This window comes from Kitasatospora sp. NPDC127060 (assembly GCF_042724935.1).
Classification (GTDB): Bacteria; Actinomycetota; Actinomycetes; order Streptomycetales; family Streptomycetaceae; genus Kitasatospora.
Genome location: NZ_JBHXEG010000127.1, coordinates 1 through 17225 on the forward strand (window position 1 = coordinate 1; position 17225 = coordinate 17225).

Annotated in this window: 15 protein-coding genes, 1 tRNA gene and 1 pseudogene; 12 read left to right on the plus strand and 5 right to left on the minus strand. The window is 73.4% G+C overall.

All coding sequences use genetic code 11. The features are described from left to right. Positions 1 to 378: pseudogene (locus ACFWIS_RS38585) on the plus strand (hypothetical protein); the annotation flags it as partial. Positions 379 to 747: 369 nt separating this feature from the next. Here the strand turns inward: ACFWIS_RS38585 and ACFWIS_RS38590 are convergent. After that, a tRNA-Leu gene (locus ACFWIS_RS38590) sits at positions 748 to 835 on the minus strand. Positions 836 to 1126: 291 nt separating this feature from the next. Between ACFWIS_RS38590 and ACFWIS_RS38595 the strand changes: the two genes are divergently transcribed. The 3 genes from ACFWIS_RS38595 to ACFWIS_RS38605 all read left to right on the plus strand — a co-directional run bounded on the left by ACFWIS_RS38595 (position 1127) and on the right by ACFWIS_RS38605 (position 4210). After that, on the plus strand, positions 1127 to 2458 hold the full coding sequence (locus tag ACFWIS_RS38595) for a M20/M25/M40 family metallo-hydrolase (protein ID WP_380462676.1): 1332 nt from the start codon (positions 1127 to 1129) through the stop codon (positions 2456 to 2458). A gap of 267 nt (positions 2459 to 2725) precedes the next feature. Next, positions 2726 to 2968, plus strand: a complete 243-nt coding sequence (locus ACFWIS_RS38600; protein WP_380462674.1) for a chaplin — start codon at positions 2726 to 2728, stop codon at positions 2966 to 2968. A 396-nt stretch (positions 2969 to 3364) separates the two neighbouring features. Next, positions 3365 to 4210 carry a chaplin gene (locus ACFWIS_RS38605; protein WP_380462672.1) on the plus strand — a complete coding sequence of 282 codons (846 nt, stop codon included), beginning with the start codon at positions 3365 to 3367 and terminating at the stop codon, positions 4208 to 4210. Between the two features lie 168 nt (positions 4211 to 4378). Here ACFWIS_RS38605 and ACFWIS_RS38610 read toward each other — a convergent pair whose 3' ends face one another. Continuing rightward, complete coding sequence (locus ACFWIS_RS38610) at positions 4379 to 4588, minus strand: DUF5703 family protein (protein ID WP_033350848.1); 210 nt, start codon at positions 4586 to 4588, stop codon at positions 4379 to 4381. A 363-nt stretch (positions 4589 to 4951) separates the two neighbouring features. Here ACFWIS_RS38610 and ACFWIS_RS38615 point away from each other — a divergent pair, with 363 nt between their 5' ends. Further along, positions 4952 to 5551 (plus strand): hypothetical protein, encoded by a 600-nt coding sequence (locus ACFWIS_RS38615; protein WP_380462670.1) that lies wholly within the window; start codon positions 4952 to 4954, stop codon positions 5549 to 5551. Positions 5552 to 5636: 85 nt separating this feature from the next. Here the strand turns inward: ACFWIS_RS38615 and ACFWIS_RS38620 are convergent, their stop codons facing one another. Together ACFWIS_RS38620 and ACFWIS_RS38625 are read right to left on the minus strand one after the other, a co-directional pair. Then, positions 5637 to 7838, minus strand: coding sequence for a helix-hairpin-helix domain-containing protein (locus ACFWIS_RS38620; RefSeq protein ID WP_380462668.1), 2202 nt, complete (start codon positions 7836 to 7838; stop codon positions 5637 to 5639). Positions 7839 to 7898: 60 nt separating this feature from the next. Continuing rightward, a complete protein-coding gene (locus tag ACFWIS_RS38625) occupies positions 7899 to 8879 on the minus strand; it encodes an aldo/keto reductase (RefSeq protein WP_380462666.1) in 981 nt (326 codons plus the stop codon). Between the two features lie 240 nt (positions 8880 to 9119). Here ACFWIS_RS38625 and ACFWIS_RS38630 point away from each other — a divergent pair, with 240 nt between their 5' ends. After that, on the plus strand, positions 9120 to 10166 hold the full coding sequence (locus ACFWIS_RS38630) for an LLM class F420-dependent oxidoreductase (RefSeq protein WP_380462664.1): 1047 nt from the start codon (positions 9120 to 9122) through the stop codon (positions 10164 to 10166). A 66-nt stretch (positions 10167 to 10232) separates the two neighbouring features. On the opposite strand, the gene ACFWIS_RS38635 is transcribed toward ACFWIS_RS38630, so the two are convergent. Then, complete coding sequence (locus ACFWIS_RS38635; RefSeq protein ID WP_380462662.1) at positions 10233 to 11213, minus strand: magnesium and cobalt transport protein CorA; 981 nt, start codon at positions 11211 to 11213, stop codon at positions 10233 to 10235. A gap of 190 nt (positions 11214 to 11403) precedes the next feature. On the opposite strand from ACFWIS_RS38635, the gene ACFWIS_RS38640 reads away from it, so the two are divergent. From ACFWIS_RS38640 to mshC, 6 genes are all read left to right on the plus strand, one after another. Next, entirely contained in the window at positions 11404 to 12096 is a 693-nt protein-coding gene (locus ACFWIS_RS38640) for an MSMEG_4193 family putative phosphomutase (RefSeq protein ID WP_380462660.1), read from the plus strand. Between the two features lie 230 nt (positions 12097 to 12326). Continuing rightward, the gene (locus ACFWIS_RS38645) at positions 12327 to 12893 is read left to right on the plus strand and encodes a DUF3090 domain-containing protein (RefSeq protein ID WP_380462658.1); all 567 of its coding nucleotides are present in this window, start codon (positions 12327 to 12329) and stop codon (positions 12891 to 12893) included. A gap of 56 nt (positions 12894 to 12949) precedes the next feature. Next, a complete protein-coding gene (locus ACFWIS_RS38650; protein ID WP_380462677.1) occupies positions 12950 to 13735 on the plus strand; it encodes an SCO1664 family protein in 786 nt (261 codons plus the stop codon). Between the two features lie 106 nt (positions 13736 to 13841). Continuing rightward, positions 13842 to 14771 (plus strand): AraC family transcriptional regulator, encoded by a 930-nt coding sequence (locus ACFWIS_RS38655; RefSeq protein ID WP_380462656.1) that lies wholly within the window; start codon positions 13842 to 13844, stop codon positions 14769 to 14771. A 73-nt stretch (positions 14772 to 14844) separates the two neighbouring features. Beyond that, positions 14845 to 15738 carry a carbohydrate-binding protein gene (locus ACFWIS_RS38660; protein ID WP_380462654.1) on the plus strand — a complete coding sequence of 298 codons (894 nt, stop codon included), beginning with the start codon at positions 14845 to 14847 and terminating at the stop codon, positions 15736 to 15738. Between the two features lie 217 nt (positions 15739 to 15955). Next, positions 15956 to 17185 (plus strand): cysteine--1-D-myo-inosityl 2-amino-2-deoxy-alpha-D-glucopyranoside ligase, encoded by a 1230-nt coding sequence (gene mshC / locus ACFWIS_RS38665; protein ID WP_380462652.1) that lies wholly within the window; start codon positions 15956 to 15958, stop codon positions 17183 to 17185. The last annotated feature ends 40 nt before the right edge of the window (positions 17186 to 17225 follow it).

The following is a 17225-nucleotide window of genomic DNA, read 5'->3' on the forward strand; positions in this document are numbered from 1 at the left end:
CCCACGCCCACCCCCACGCCCGAGCCCGCCCAACCCGCAGAACCCACCCAGCCCGCAGCAACCGCGGGGCCCGCGGGGCCCGAACCCCGCACCATCCGCCGCACCACCACACCACCCACCGCCCAGGACCCGGTCCGCACCATGGAACGCCTGATGACCGACCCCGCCCTGCGCCTCAACGAAAGCGGCCGCCACCTGCTGCGCATGCTCACCAGCAGCCTGCCCCCCGCCGCCCAACGCGACCAGCTGGTCCGCAGCGTCCCCCCGCACTGCGCCGAACGGATCTCCCAGCTCGCCCTCGAATGCGCCGCCGCCTGGCGCGAGTTCGCCCGCCTCGTGGAGACCGCCCAACCCGCCCCCGGCGCCCTCAGTGCCTGACCCCCGCCCGGCCGCCGTGTGCAACCGGGTCCGCTCCGCACTCGCACACCCGAACCCGCGCCCTCACCATCCGAGTTCACCCACCGGCCGGTGGCCGCCTGGCCAACTCGACCGGCCCCACGGTACGTTCGGACCACCATGCGAACCCGCCCCCGGGCCGACCCATCCCGAGAGGCCTCGGCCCTGAACCGGCGGGGCGGACTCGTTGAACTACAGGATGCCCGGCCTCGGACTATCGACATGGGAGCAGTCGCCGGTAGACATTTGACCAACGCAGACTGCGCGGGCCCTCGGGACGCCCGGCACCGTTCTCCGGGTTGCACGAGGCCCGGAAAAGCAAAAAACCCCTGAATAAACAGGGGTCTCAGCTGGTGTCCGAGGGGGGACTTGAACCCCCACGCCCGATAAAGGGCACTAGCACCTCAAGCTAGCGCGTCTGCCATTCCGCCACCCGGACTAGGTGTCGCCCTCGCGGCTTTCGGTCTCTCGGCCGCCGCGCTGACAGATGTAACTGTAGCAAAGATCGGCTTGGGGTCCCAAAACGGCTCCGGAGCGGAGTGCGGGGCTGGTGGCGGGGGCAAGGGGCGGCTCGTGGCGGGGGCGTGACCAGCGGGTTTCGGGGGTGTGCGGGGGGTGGATCGGGATCGAGGGCTGGGGGAGGATGGGCGGACGTGCTCGTACGGCCCGGGTGCAGGTCCTGGGGGTGGCGCGCTGGCGCGTCGGTGCGGGCCCAAGACGAGGAGTGACCGTGAGCGAGCGGAGCGAGTCGGCGACGCCGAGGGTGACGGCTGAGTCGGAGGTCGCCGAGATCTGTCGCGATCTGATCCGGATCGACACCAGCAACTACGGGGACGGCTCCGGCCCGGGCGAGCGCAAGGCGGCCGAGTACGTGGCCGAGCAGCTCGCCGAGTTCGGGGTCGAGCCGCAGATCTTCGAGTCGGCCAAGGGGCGGGCCTCGACCGTGGTCCGGATCGAGGGCGAGGACCGCTCCCGTCCGGGCCTGCTGATCCACGGCCACACCGACGTGGTGCCGGCCAACGCCGCGGACTGGACGTACGACCCCTTCGGCGGCGAGATCGCCGACGGTTGCGTCTGGGGGCGCGGTGCGGTCGACATGAAGGACATGGACGCGATGACCCTCGCGGTGGTGCGCGACCGGCTGCGCACCGGCCGCAAGCCCCCGCGCGACCTGGTGCTGGCCTTCGTCGCCGACGAGGAGGCGGGCGGCACCTACGGCGCGCGCTTCCTGGTGGACAAGCACCCGGAGCTGTTCGAGGGCGTCACCGAGGGCATCGGCGAGGTCGGCGGCTTCTCCTTCACCGTCAACGACCAGGTGCGGCTCTACCTGGTGGAGACGGCCGAGAAGGGCATGCACTGGATGCGCCTGACGGTCGAGGGCCGGGCCGGCCACGGCTCGATGGAGAACGACGACAACGCGATCACGGAGCTGTGCGAGGCGGTCGCCCGGCTCGGTCGGCACAAGTTCCCGCTGCGGATCACCAAGACCGTCCGGGCCTTCCTGGACGAGCTGTCCGACGCGCTCGGGGTCGAGCTGGACCCGGAGAACATGGACGAGACCCTGCGCGTCCTCGGCGGCATCGCCAAGATGATCGGCACCACGCTGCGCAACACCGCGCAGCCGACCATGCTGGGCGCCGGCTACAAGGTCAACGTGATCCCCGGTCAGGCGACCGCGCACGTGGACGGGCGCTTCCTGCCCGGCTACGAGGAGGAGTTCCTGGCCGAGCTGGACAGCGTGCTCGGCCCGCGCGTGAAGCGGGAGAGCCTGCACTCGGACCGGGCGATCGAGACCAGCTTCGACGGCGCGCTGGTGGAGGCCATGCAGACCGCGCTGCGCGCGGAGGACCCGATCGCCCGCGCCGTGCCGTACTGCCTCTCGGGCGGGACGGACGCCAAGTCCTTCCAGGACCTCGGCATCCGCTGCTTCGGTTTCGCGCCGCTGCAGCTGCCGCCGGAGCTGGACTTCGCCGGGATGTTCCACGGCGTGGACGAGCGGGTGCCGGTGGACGGGCTGAAGTTCGGCGTCCGGGTGCTGGACCGCTTCCTCGACGCCTGCTGAAGTCCCGAGCCTGCTGATCAGGCGACTGGGTCGGCCCGTTCCCTGAGTGCCGGGGGCGGGCCGGGCGCATTGTCCGAGCGCATGATTGTGGGATGGGTTGAGGGAGATCAACAGAAACGATTCTGCCCGCAATTGCTCGCCGACTATTTGTGCGAGGCATCACCGTTGCGGGTGAATGGCAAATCTGTTCCGTACCCCGTTTGCCGCAGCGTCGTTCATCCCTGTGCAGCCCGCCGAACGGGTTGCGTTGTCCGTACAGGAGGAATGATGAAGGTCAAGAAGATCGCCGCTGTCGCCGCCGCCACCGGTGGCCTGGTGCTCGCCGCCGCCGGTGTGGCGTCCGCTCACGGCGGTGCCGGCGCCGAGGGTGCGGCCGTGAGCTCCCCGGGTGTCGTCGCGGGCAACCAGGTCCAGGTTCCGGTCCACGTCCCGGTGAACCTGTGCGGCAACACCGTGAGCGTGATCGGCGTGCTGAACCCGGCGTTCGGCAACCACTGCGCCAACTTCTGAGCCGACCTCCGGGCCGTTGAGGCTCGTTGAGGCCTGTTCTCGTTGAGGATCGTCGAGGTTCCTTGAGACCGGCTCAGCACGGCCCCCGGGCGGCGGACGCGCCGCACCGGGGGCCTTTGTGCTGCTCGGCTCCCGGCCCCGGATGACCGTCCGGCCCCGGAGGTTGGCCCGGTCCCGGAGGCCGATCCGGCCCCCGTGGCCGGGCCGGCAAGGTTCGAACGCCCCGATCGCTCGATCGGGTGAAGCTGCTTCGTTCGGCTCAACCTCCCCGTTGGCCTCTCGTTAACTCGTGTGCAGTCGAAGGCCTTGCGTGATTTCCGGATATACGGAAATTCCGACTTTCATACAGGTTCACGTCAAGGTCGAACATGCCGTATCGAAACGTCAGGGGAAATCATGAGGAATGTCGCCAAGAAGGGGATCCTCACTGCCGTGGCCACCGGCAGCGTGCTGGCCTCGACCGCCGGCTACGCCTACGCGGCCGCCGAGGCGCAGGGAGGTGCGGCGGGATCACCGGGTGTCGCCTCCGGGAACTCGGTGCAGGTACCCGTCGAGGTGCCGATCAACGCCTGTGGCAACACGGTCGACGTGATCGGTGTGCTGAACCCGGCGTACGGCAACCACTGCGCCAACGTCAGCGGCGGCGGCCGCCACGCCGCCCCGCGGCCCGGTCAGGGTGGTCAGCCCGGCGGCAGTGCCGCCTCCGGCACCGGCGCGAGCCGGGGCTCCTCCGCCTCGGGGGCCTCCGCCGGGGGGACCGCGGCCAACTCGGCCGGGGTGATCTCCGGCAACAGCGTCCAGGCCCCGGTGCACGTCCCGGTGAACGCCTGCGGCAACTCCGTGGACGTGGTCGGCGTCGGAAATCCGGCCTTCGGCAACGACTGCGCCAACGTGGCCCGGCCCGCCCCGAAGCCGACCGACGACTGCCCCGAGGGCCACACCACCCCGCCGGCGACCGGCGGTGAGACCGGCCCGGGTGGCTCGCGCAACGGCGGACCGTCCACCGGCGTCACCCCGAGCACCCCGGCCGCCCACGCGCCGGGCACCACCACCAGCACCCAGGCCGTTCCGGCCGCCGCCCGCACCAGCGCCCCGGCCGCCCCCGCCGCGCAGAGCGTCGCCGCGGGCGGCGAGCTCGCCCACACCGGCGCCGGTGGCGTCGAGGTGTTCGGAGCCGCCGGGCTCGCGTTGCTGATCGGTGGCGGCGTGCTCTACCGCCGGGCCCGCGCCGGCGCCCGCTGAGCCCTCCGGCCGACTGAGCCCCCCGACCGCTCAGCGGCCTCCGCCGGCGAGGCACGCACACCCGCCGACGGAACGACGCGCCTACGGCCGCCCCCGTTCTCCGGGGCGGCCGTAGGCGCGTGAAGGCCCGGCGCGCGCATCCCGCTCAGGGCGCGGCGCCCCCGCCCGTCACCAGCTCCGGACCTGCCGGATGATCCGCCGCTTCAGCCGGACCGTCCGGCTGCCGTCGGGGAACAGCCTCAGCCGGTCGAGCTCCCAGTGCCCGTACTCGGCGTGCTCGGTGAGCAGTTGGCGTGCCGCGTTGCGCGTGGTGCCGCGCGGCATGCGCAGCGACTGGTACTCGTACTCCGGCTGCCGGACCGGCTTCGGTGGGGTCAAAACGCTCCTCCTGAGGATCACCTGCACGCAAGCCTACGGCCTGCTCCGGACAGTCGGCCCGGGTATTTCCGGCCGACCTCCCGTCCCGGCGCGGCGGTTCGGCAGCGCATGACCCGGGCGCTCGGCTGACAGTGCATCAGTTCTGTTGCTGATGTGGAGGGGATACCCCGATACCGGCGCGCGAAGCGGCACCTGGACGGCCCCGCCGGACCGGCCGTGCGCCCTCTGCGCCCGCCCCACGCCGGTTCTGCCGGTGGACAGAACGCACCGAATCGGACATCAGGGGGGAAGTTGCGGTGAAATCGCGGGTGTAGGTGACAACCGCTGTGCGTACCGGCGCCGCGGGGAGATAGCGTCTGCACCATGTCTGATGCCGCGCAGCCCACCATTGCCGAGGTACGCGCCGCCGCTGAGGCGGTCAAGGCCGCCATCGACCGTCATCTGGAAGCGGTGTCAAGCCCCAACGCAGCCGATGATCCCGCCGTGACCGCTGCCTACGAGCAGCTCGCGACGGCGGCCATCGCGTACGACCAACTCCTCTACGAGGTCTACGACGAGGTCACCCCGTTCGAGATCCCCGGAGACGAGGGACCGGGCGGCTACCACGGCCCGGAACAGCCCGAGGCGATCAGCGTGCTGATCCGCCGCGACTACCACGTGGTCGACCCCAAGCGGCTGCGCGCGCAGGCCGAACGGCTCGACGACACGCTGACCCCGGGCGGCGCCGGCGGCGTCAACACGGCGCTCGGCGTGCTGTTCGGCGAGTACGAGCCGGACGAGATCGCCGCCCGCAGCGAGGAGTTCGGCCTGGAGGAGGCGGACTCGACGCTCTGGGTCGCGGCGGCCGAGCCGACCGAACCGGGGGAGTGGCTGCCGGAGCCGTTCGAGCACGCCGACCCGCAGCTGCTGATCTGCCGGTTCGACGTGAGCGAGGTCTACGACGACGAGGACCCCGACGACTGACATCGGACGAACGCGAAGGGCGGGCCCGGGATTCCGGGCCCGCCCTTCGCGCGTCAGCCGGTCGGCGTGCGGACCGCTCGGCGGATCAGTACGCCGACGCCGCGTTCTCCGCGAGGACCGCCCGCAACCGGGTGGTGCGCGGCTGCGCCGGGCGCTCGGCGACGGCCTGGGCGAGCGCCGGGCCCGCCGCGTGGACCACGGACAGGTGCCGCTCGCCCCGCCCGAAGGCGGTGTAGACCCACTGCCGGGTGAGCGCCGGCCCGGCGTCCTCCGGCAGCACGACCACGGCGGCGGGCCAGCGGCGGCCCAGCGCCTGGTGGACGGTCAGCGCCCAGCCGTGCCGCAGCCGGCCGGCCTCGGCCGGCGGGACGGTCCGGCGCGAGCCGTCCGGGTATTCCAGGTGCAGGCCGGTGGCGTCGCCGTCGAGCACCCGGGCCGGGCGGGTGATCCCGGGCGCGGGGGACTCCACCACTCGGTCGCCCGGGTCGAAACCGCCGAAGCGGCCGGGGCCGGGGTTCAGCCGGGCCTTGGCGGCGGCGTTCAGTGCCCGGGTGCCGGCCGGGCCGCCGTGGCCCGGGGTGAGCAGCACCACCTGCTCGGCCGGGATGCCGAGCGCGCGCGGGATGGAGTCGGTGAGCAGTTGCACGGCGCGGTGGACGGCCTCGCCGCCGTCCCTGGCGGTCAGGATGACCACCTCCTTGTCCGGCGCCTCGACCGGCTGCAGCTCGCCGATGCCGACCCCGGACACCAGCTCGCCGATCGGACCGAAGTCCGGGGTGCGGGAGGCGACGGCCGGGCAGACCTTGGCGGCCAGCAGGTCCGCGAAGAACCGGCCGGGGGCCGCCGACCAGAGCTGACCAGGGTCCCCGCTGAGCACCAGCCGGGTGCCGTCGGCGAGCGACTCCAGGACGGTGGCGGCCAGTTCGACGTCCAGCAGCGGCGCGTCCAGCACGACCAGGAGGTCCAGGGCGAGCGAGCCGTCGGCCGCGTGGCCGGGGCCCGCCGTACCCGACAGCAGCTCGGCGAGGGTGACCACCGGGGTCTCGGCCTCGCTGAGCGCGTCGAAGGACTCCTTGCCCTGGTCGGTCCAGGTGGCGGCCCAGGCGCGCAGCCCGAGCCCGCGGGCGGCGGCGAGCAGCGCGGCCGGCTCGGCGCGGGCCGCCTCACCGCCGGTGTGCAGCACCAGCGCGCTGTCGGCGACGGCCCGGACCAGGGCGGCCGCGGAGGAGGACGGCGCGGTCGCGGCGGCGGCCTCCCAGGCGGCGGGGCCGGGGGAGACGGGCGCGGCCTCGGCGGGAGCGGTCTCGGCAGCCTCCTCCGAGGATTCCGGCTCTGACCCTGACGCCGGCTCTGACCCTGACCCTGACTCCGACTCCGACTCCGGCTCCGGCTCCGGCTCCGACGCCGGCTCCCCTTCCGATTCCGCGAGCTCGGCGGTCTCCGGCTCGGCGTCCTCACCCGGGACGAAGGTGGCCATCAGCTGGAGCAGCTTCTCGGCGAGGCTGTCCTCCGCCATCGCCAGCCCCTCCAGCGCGAGCAGCGTCCGGGTCGGCGCCTCCTCCTCGTCATCGCCGGAGGTCTGCGCCTCGGGGCCGCTCAGCGCCTCCTGGAACGGCAGCACCCGTCCGTCCGCGACGGCGTGCTGGATCGCGGCGGCCGGTTCCGGCATCCGGAGCCGTTCGAGCCCCTCGGCCACCTCGGTCAGGTCCTGGGCCGAGTGCCCGCGCAGCGCCGCCTGCTCCAGCAGCCAGACCACCAGGGCCTGGGCCCGGCGTGGGTCGTCCGGGGCGGCCGAGGAGCCGAGCAGGCCGCGGGCGAAGTGGTCCGCGTGCTCGGGGCGTACGCCGGGCAGGCCGAGGACGGCCCACGGGTCCTCGCGCAGCCGCTCGGCCGCGTCCTCGCCGAACTCGGCCACCGCGGCGGCGGCCAGCTCGGCCGGGGCGCCACCGGCGGTCAGCACCGCCACGGTCTGCTGGAGCACGTCACCGCTCGGCTCCTCGGGCCGCACGGCCGGGGCGGCTTGGGCCGCCGGGGCAGCCTGGGCGGGCACCGGAGGAGCGGCCGCCACCTCAGCGGGACCGGGCTCGGAACCCCGCGCCTCGGAACCCCGCGCCTCGGAACCCTCCGGCTCGGCGGCCTTCGCCCCGGAGGGCCCGAGCCGATGAGCCCCCGGGCTCGCTTCCTGTCGCTCGATCTGGCGGATCCGCGCCACGATGTCCGCGATCGCGGCCTGGTCCGCGGGCGGGGCCGCGGTCTCCTTCGGAGCGCCGTTTCCCGTGTCACTCATCGTCGTCCGCTCCAAAGGTCACTCCACTGCACGTTCTGCTCGACAACCCGGTCCAGGGGCCTACAGCTCGGTCCACCCCTGGTCCGGGTAGCGGTGCACCGGCGACGAGATGTCGTCCAGCGCGCCGCGGATCTCACCCGGAAGCGTAAGCGCCTCCACTGACAGTGCCGCCTGCAGCTGTGCCACCGTACGTGCCCCGACCAGCGCGCTCGCCACTCCGGGGCGGTCCCGGACCCAGGCGAGCGCGACCGCGAGCGGGCTGCTGGCGAGCCCGTCGGCGGCGGTGCCGACGGCGTCCACGATCCGCCGGGAGCGCTCGCCGAGGTAGGGCTGGACGAATCCGGTCAGGTGGGGCGAGGCGCCGCGCGAGTCCTGCGGGACACCGTGCCGGTACTTGCCGGTGAGCACCCCGCGGCCGAGCGGCGAGCCCGCCAGGATCCCGACCCCGGCGTCCAGTGCGGCGGGCAGCGCCTCGCGTTCGATGCCGCGCTGCAGCAGCGAGTACTCCAGTTGCGCCCCGGCCAGCGGCATCCGGTCGTGGTGGGCGCGCTGCCAGGTGGCGGCCTTGGCGAGCTGCCAGCCGCTGAAGTCGCAGACCGCGGTGTAGCGGGCGCGGCCGGAGGTGACGGCGATGTCGAGGGCGCTGAGGGTCTCCTCGACCGGGGTGGTCGGGTCGAAGGCGTGGACCTGCCACAGGTCGACGTAGTCGGTGCCGAGGCGGCGCAGCGAGGCGTCCAGGGCGGCGAGCAGGTGGCCGCGGGAGCCGTCGAAGCGGCGGTGGGACTCGGGGACGCTGCCCGCCTTGGTGGCGATGACGAGTTCGGAGCGGGGGATGAGGCTGTCGGTGAGGCGGGAGATCAGGTACTCGGCGCCGCCGTCGGCGTACACGTCGGCGGTGTCGACCAGGTTGCCGCCGGCGTCGACGAACTCCTTGAGCTGCTCGGCGGCTTCGTGTTCGTCGGTGTCGCGGCCCCAGGTCATGGTGCCGAGACCGAGGCGGGAGACCTGCAGGCCGGTGCGGCCGAGGTGACGCTTTTCCATCGGACGGGCCCTCCACTGGCCGGTGGTACCGGTGGCCCGGTAGCCCCTGTAAACGCGCAGGTGGGGAGAGCGCTCCCCACGTCGGCTGAGCGTAGCGGCCGGTACCCGGGCAGGGGCGCAGACCCGCAGAACGATCAATGCGCCCGGTGTGACCCGAGCCACCGGTACCCGTCAGTAGCATGACCCGCGCGTGCGCGGCTACCCTCGCCACCAAGCCCATCCGACTGGAAGGTTCGGCACATGCGACTCGGCATCAACCTCGGCTACTGGGGACTCGGCATGGACGCCGACAACATCGCGGTGGCCCAGGAGGCGGACCGGCTCGGCTACTCGGTCTGCTGGGCGGCGGAGGCGTACGGCTCCGACGCCGCGACCGTGCTGAGCTTCGTCGCCGCCAAGACCGAGCGGATCGACGTCGGTTCGGCCATCTTCCAGATCCCGGCCCGCACCCCGGCGATGACCGCGATGACCGCCGCGACCCTGGACACCCTCTCCGGCGGCCGCTTCCGGCTCGGCCTCGGCGTCTCCGGCCCGCAGGTCTCCGAGGGCTGGTACGGCGTGAAGTTCGACAAGCCGCTGGCCCGGACCCGCGAGTACGTGGAGATCATCCGCAAGGCGATGTCCCGCGAGCGCCTGGTGCACGACGGCGCCCACTGGACCCTGCCGCTGCCCGGCGGTCCGGGCAAGCCGATCAAGCTGACCGTGCACCCGGTGCGCGAGCAGATCCCGCTGTACATCGCCGCGATCGGCCCGAAGAACCTGGAGCTGACCGGCGAGATCGCCGACGGCTGGCTGGGCATCTTCTTCTCGCCCGAGCACTCCGCGCTCTCCCTGGACGCCCTGACGGCCGGCCGCGCCAAGGCCGGGAAGACGCTGGACGGCTTCGACCTCTGCCCCACCGTGAACATCGCGGTCGGCGAGGACATCAAGGCCGCGGTCGACGGCCTGCGCTCCTACGCCGCGCTGTACATCGGCGGCATGGGCAGCAAGGAGAAGAACTTCTACAACCAGCTGACCCGGCGCATGGGTTACGAGCAGGCGGCCGACGAGATCCAGGAGAAGTACCTGGCCAAGGACTACGCCGGCGCCGCGGCCGCCGTCCCGCACGACCTGATCGACGCCACCTCGTTGATCGGCGACACCGCCCGGATCGCCGACCGGATGCAGGCCTACGCCGACGCGGGCGTCACCACGCTCACCCTGGCCCCGTCCGGCTTCACCCTGGACGAGCGGATCCAGGCGCTGCGCACCGGCGTCGACGCGCTGGAGCGGGCCGGCCTGGCGTAGCCCGTAGGGCCTGGCGTGGCCGATGGGCCCGGCGTAGCCCGTGCGCGGAACGGAGTCCGGGCGGCACTACAGCCAGTCGTGCCGCTTGAACACCCGGTGCAGCACCACGCAGACCAGCGCCATCAGCGACAGCACCGCCGGGTACCCCCAGGGCTCGTGCAGCTCGGGCATCACGTCGAAGTTCATTCCGTACACGCCCGCGATCATGGTCGGTACGGCGGCCAGCGCCGCCCAGGCGGAGATCTTCCGCATGTCGTTGTTCTGCTGGACGCTCACCTGCGCCAGGTTGGCGCCGAGGATGTCGGAGAGCAGCCGGTCCATGCCGTCCACCTGGTCGTTCACCCGGGCCAGGTGGTCGGCGACGTCCCGCAGGTAGGGGGCGGTCTCGGGCCGGACGAAGGGGGCGCCGCGCTCCAGCCGCAGCATCGGTTCCAGCAGCGGGACGGTGGCGCGGCGGACGGTCATCACCTGGCGCTTGTAGCCGTAGATCCGCCCGGCGGTGTCGCGGCCGATCCGGCCGGGGGCGAAGACGTCGGCCTCCAGCTCGTCCAGGTCCGTCTGCAGGGCGGTGGCCACCTCGACGTAGCCGTCCACCACGGTGTCGCAGACCGAGTGCAGCACCGAACTGGGCCCGTAGCGGAGCAGTTCGGGCTGCTGCTCCAGCCGGGCCCGCAGGCCGCTGAGCGGGGTGTCCGCGCCGTGCCGGACGGTCATCACGAAGTCCGGGCCGAGGAAGACCATCACCTCGCCGCTGGTGACGGCGTGGGTGTCGGCGTGGTGGCCGAGGGTCTTGAGGGTGACGAACAGCGAGCCCTGGTAGGCCTCGACCTTGGGGCGCTGGTGGGCGCTGACGGCGTCCTCGACGGCCAGCGGGTGGAGCGCGAACTCCTTGCCGACCCGGTCGAGTTCCTCGGTGGTGGGTTCGAAGAGGCCTATCCAGACGAAGGCTCCCGGGCCGGCCTCGCGGGCGGCGGTGAGCGAGTCGGTCAGGTCCTCGGAGGCCCCCAGCCGGCGGCCGTCCTGGTACACGGCGCAGTGGACGATCATGCGGGCCATTGTCCCCCGGACGCGCCCGGGGGGTCGGGAGAAGGGGCGCCGGCGGGGCCACCGGCGGCCGGAGCCGCCCCGGACCGGCACTCCGAGGCCGGCCGATCGGCACTCCGAGGCCCCTTACCGCTGCCCCGTCGGCCGCCCCGACCGGCCCACGGCCGAGCCCGGAGGCCGTAGGCTGAGCCCCATGCCCACCCTGCTGCTCGTCCGCCACGGCCGCTCGACCGCGAACACCGCCGGAATCCTGGCCGGTTGGACCCCCGGCGTGGACCTGGACGACACCGGGCGCGCGCAGGCCGCCGCGCTGGCCGGCCGGCTGGCCGGGATCCCGCTGGTGCAGGCCGTCAGCAGCCCGCTGGAGCGCTGTCGGCAGACCCTGGAGCCGCTGCTCGCCGTCCGCCCGGAGCTGGGCGGGCCGGCCGAGGACGAACGGCTGGGGGAGTGCCACTACGGCGAGTGGACCGGCCGTCCGCTGGCCGAGCTGGCCAAGGAGCCGCTCTGGCGCACGGTGCAGGACCACGCCGCCGCCGCGGCCTTCCCGGGCGGGGAGTCGCTGCGCGAGCTGAGCCACCGCACGGTGGACGCCGTCCGGGAGTGGAACGCCAAGATCGCCGCCGAGCACGGTGAGGACGCGGTCTGGGTGGCCTGTTCGCACGGGGACGTGATCAAGGCGGTGGTGGCCGACGCCCTCGGCCTGCACCTCGACCACTTCCAGCGGATCAGCGTCGAGCCCTGCTCCGTCACCGCGATCCGCTACACCCCGCAGCGGCCCTTCGTGCTCAGGATGGGCGACACCGGCGACCTCTCCTCGCTGGCGCCCAGGCCCTCCGCCGCCCCGGCCACCCCGGGAGGCGACGCGGTGGTCGGCGGCACGGCCTGAGCACCGCAGCCCGACCACTACCGCCCGAGCGCCACCGCCCGAGGGGTACGGCCTGACGGGTGCGGTCCGGGGGCACACCCCGGGCCCGCGGGTGCCACCCCCGCCCGGCGGCCCCGGCTCGGCTCCCCGGCCGGGGCCCGGAGGTCGTAGGGTGGCTGATGAGTGCCCCACCTGAGTGCCCCGCAGTTCGACCACCTGCCCAGTTGGACAACCCGATCCGGAGCTAGAGCGTGCCCCGTCAGGTCTTCTTCTACGACCAGCCCGAACGCTTCGTGGCCGGCACCGTCGGCCAGCCCGGCGCCCGGGCGTTCTACCTGCAGGCCAGCGCCCGGGGCCGGATCACCAGCGTGCTGCTGGAGAAGAACCAGGTGGCCGCGCTGGCCGAGCGGATCGAGGAGGTCCTGGACGAGGCGCTGCGGCGCAGCGGCGGCGACGCCGCCATCCCGGCCGCCGCCCCCAAGAACCTGCTGGACACCGCCCCGCTGGACCTCCCGCTGGAGCAGGAGTTCCGGGTCGGCACCATGGCGCTGGCCTGGGACAGCGTGGACGCCTGCCTGGTGGTCGAGGCCCAGGCGCTGGTGGAGGACGAGGAGGAGGACGCCGAGGAGGCGGTCTTCCAGGACGACGAGAACGGCCCCGACATGCTGCGGGTGCGGCTGTCCGGCGCGATGGCCCGGGTGTTCGCCAAGCGCGCCCTGGACCTGGTCGCGGCAGGCCGCAAGCCCTGCCCGTTCTGCAACCTGCCGCTGGACCCGGAGGGCCACCTGTGCCCGCGCGCGAACGGCTACCGGCGCTGAACACCGAGACCCCGCCGCAGGCCGACCCGGCGGCCGCCGCCGCCCTCGCCGCCGACGTGCGCACCGCCCTCGCGCTGCTGCGCCAGGGCACGCTGACCGTGCACGGCCGCCTCACCGAGGCCTCCAACGCCGCGCTGTACTGCACGGTCGAGCACGGCTCGCTGAGCGCCCAGGCGGTCTACAAGCCGGTGGCCGGCGAACGCCCGCTGTGGGACTTCCCGGACGGCACGCTGGCCGGCCGCGAGGTCGCCGCGTACGAGCTGTCCGCGGCGACCGGCTGGGAGCTGATCCCGCCCACCGTGCTGCGCGAGGGGCCGCACGGGCCCGGCATGGTGCAGCTGTGGGTCGAGCCGGATCCGCAGGCCGAGCCGCTGCTGGCGCTGCAGGACCCGGCGGGCCCGGAGGCGGGCTGGCTGCCGATCGTCCGGGCCGAGGTGGAGGACGGGCGCACCGCGCTGCTGGTGCACCACGACGACCGGCGGCTGCGCCGGCTCGCGGTGCTGGACGCGGTGCTCAACAACGCCGACCGCAAGGGCGGCCACCTGATCCCCGCCGCCGACGGCCGGGTGTACGGCATCGACCACGGCGTCACCTTCAACACCGAGGGCAAGCTGCGCACCCTGCTCTGGGGCTGGGCGGGCGACCCGCTGCCCACCGAGGCGCTGGAGGTGCTGGCCCGGCTGGCCGAGCAGTTGGACGGGGAGCTGGCCGAGCGCCTCACCCCGCACCTGACCGGTGCCGAACTGGACGCCACCCGCGCCCGGGTGGCCGGGCTGCGGGACTCCGGCCGGCACCCGCTGCCGTCCGCGGACTGGCCCGCGATCCCCTGGCCGCCGGTCTGACCCACCGTTTTGCCCCCCGGCGCACCGCGCCGGGGTCCGGCCCTCCGGCGGACCCTACCGGCCGGTGGTCTGGACCTGTCACCGGAACAGGTCGCACACTGCTCCGATGGACGTGCGACGGACCACCCCCACCCCCCGAGTCGCGCCGGACCTGCCGTTGCACCGCCTGCAGGTCCCGCTGCCCCACGTACTGCCCTTCGCCATCGGAGGTTTCGACGCGATCGGCCCGCTCTCCCGCGCCAACTTCCCCCACCGCCACTCGTTCTACGAGATCGTCCAGGTCACCGGCGGCCGCGGCGCCCACGTCCTGGACCTGGCCCACCGGCCGCTGGCGCCACCGCAGTTGTGCGTGATCACGCCCGGCCAGGTGCACCACTGGGCGGAGGCCGAAGGGCTGGCCGGCCGGGTCGTCCTGTTCAACGAGGACTTCCTGCTGGGGCACCCGCAGGACCTCGCCGCGCTGCGCGCCCTGGCCACCCGCCCCGGCATCGCGCTCGGTGAACAGGCCGGTGCCATCGACGGGTTGCTCGCCGACATGGAGCAGGAGTACCTGACCAGGGCTCCCGGCTACCAGGGCGTGCTGCGCGCCAGTCTGCACATCCTGATCGTCCGGGCACTGCGCGCCCGCACCCCCGACGACCGGCCCGCGGTACCCACCCGACCGGCCGAACTGGCCGCCGCCTTCACCCGGTTGATCGCCAAGCCGGGCGGGGTGCGGCACTCGGTGGCCTCCACCGCCCAGGAGCTCGGCGTCTCCCCGGGGCACTTGCAGACCCTGGTCAAGCAGGCCACCGGTCGCACCCCGGGCGGGCTGATCCGCCGGCAGCAGACACTGGAGGCCAAACGCCTGCTCGCCTGCACTGACCTGACGATTCGTCAGGTCGCCAAGGAAGCGGGCTTCGTGGATCCGGCGTACTTCTGCCGGTTCTTCCGGCGGGAGACCGGGATGACCCCGGGGGAGTTCCGCGCCCGGGTCGACGGAAATCACCATGATCCCCGGATCATGTCCATCGCCGTCGCGCCGGACGGTCCGTAACGTTCCTACTGGCCACCGGCGGCCGGTCCGGCGCGCGGACGGCGGTCGGTTCGGTCCTTGTCATGCCCCCATCATGACAAGGGCCGCCCCACCCCCTGAGGAATCCACCGGAAGGAGACGGCCCATGCCCCCGTCCGACGGCATGATCAGCCGCAAGACCGTCCTGAAGGCCGCCGCCGCGCTCGGGGCCGCGCCGCTGCTGGTCGGCGGCGGGGTCGCGCTGGCCCGGGACCAGGCCGGCACCGGCCGCACCCCCGGCCTGACCCCCGAGTGCCACGACGGCGACGACCCCACCATCGAGCAGATCGAGGGACCGTACTTCAAGCCGGACTCCCCGCTGCGCAGCTCGATGGTGAACGACGGCCCGGGCACCCGGCTGACCGTCAGCGGCTACGTCTTCGGCCGCGCCTGCCGGCCCGTCTCCGGCGTGCTGCTGGACTTCTGGCAGGCCGACGACGGCGGCAACTACGACAACGTCGGCTACACCTTCCGCGGCCACCAGTTCACCGACGCCAACGGCGCCTACCAACTGGACACCGTCGTCCCCGGCCTCTACCCGGGCCGTACCCGGCACCTGCACGTCAAGGTCCAGGCCCCCGGCCGCCCGATCCTGACCACCCAGCTCTACTTCCCGGGCGAGCCGCGCAACAACACCGACACCATCTACGACGCCCGGCTGCTGATGAACGTCCAGCAGAACGGCTCCGGCGAGACCGCCACCTTCGACTTCGTGCTGGACGTGCCGCAGGCCCCGGGCACCCCCAGCCCGACGGCCACCGCCACCCCGACCGGCACCCCGACCGGCGGGCCCACCACGCCGCCGGGCGGCAGCTGGACCCCGGGCACGGCGTACCGCGCGGGCGACCGCGTCACCTACTCCGGCGCCTCCTACGTCTGCCTCCAGGCGCACACCGCCATGGCGGGCTGGGAGCCGCCGAACGTGCCGGCCCTCTGGCAGCGGTCGTAGCGGCTCCGGCTGCTTCCCCGGGGAGCCGGGGCGCCCGGTCGGCGGCAGGGCCGACCGGGCGCTCACCCATGTCCGTGGCCGAACGGATCGAGTCGTACGCCCGAAACGGAACATGCTCTATCAGTCGCGAGGTGACCAGGCAACGACAGGAAGCGAATCCAGTCGATCTTCGTTACTGGTTAGGCTTTCAAATGTTCTCAAGGTTAAGGTCGATCCCATGCATGCCTGGCCCGCCTCCGAGGTTCCCGCCCTGCCTGGTCAGGGGCTCCCCCTCCGTATCTACGACACCGCAGCGGGCAAGGTCCGCGAGGTCGTGCCGCAGGACGGCACCGCCCGGATCTACGTCTGCGGCATCACGCCCTACGACGCGACCCACATGGGCCACGCCGCCACCTACAACGCCTTCGACCTGGTGCAGCGGGTCTGGAAGGACGCCGGTCACGACGTCCTCTACATCCAGAACGTGACCGACGTCGACGACCCGCTGCTGCAGCGCGCCGTCGAGACCGGCCAGGACTGGGTGGCCCTCGCCGAGCGCGAGACGGCCCTCTTCCGCGAGGACATGACCGCCCTGCGGCTGCTTCCGCCGGCCCACTACGTCGGCGCCGTCGAGTCGATCCCGTGGATCGTCCCGATCGTGCAGAAGCTGCTGGCCTCCGGCGCCGCCTACAAGGTCGACGAGGACATCTACTACTCGGTCGACGCCGACCCGCACTTCGGCGAGGTCTCCGGCCTCAGCCGCGAGGCCATGCGCCCGGTCTTCGCCGAGCGCGGCGGCGACCCGGACCGCCCCGGCAAGCGCAACCCGCTGGACGCCCTGCTCTGGCTGGCCGCCCGCCCGGGCGAGCCCGCCTGGGACACCGAGCTCGGCCACGGCCGCCCCGGCTGGCACATCGAGTGCGTCGCCATCGCGCTGCAGTACCTGGGCATGACCTTCGACCTCCAGGGCGGCGGCAGCGACCTCTCCTTCCCGCACCACGAGATGGGCGCCTCGCACGCCCAGGTCGCCACCGGCTCGCACCCGTACGCCAAGGCGTACGTGCACGCCGGCATGGTCTCGCTGGACGGCCACAAGATGTCCAAGTCCCGCGGGAACCTGGTCTTCGTCTCGGCCCTGCGCCGCGAGGGCGTCGACCCGGCGGCGATCCGCCTGGCGCTGCTCTCGCGCCACTACCGCGCCGACTGGGAGTGGACGAAGGGCGTCCTGGACGAGGCCGTCGAGCGCCTCGCCCGCTGGCGGGCCGCGGTCTCCCGGCCGGACGGCCCGGCGGCCGAGCAGCTGCTCGCCGAGGTCCGCGCGGCACTGGCGGACGACCTGGACGCGCCCGCCGCGCTGGCCGCCGTCGACCGGTGGGTCGCGCAGCAGGAGAGCCAGGGCGGCTCCGACATCGGCGCGCCCGGTCTGGTCTCCCGGACGGTGGACGCCCTGCTCGGCGTCGCGCTGTAACCCCGTCACCACACGCCGAAGGGGCGCCAGGACTTCGGTC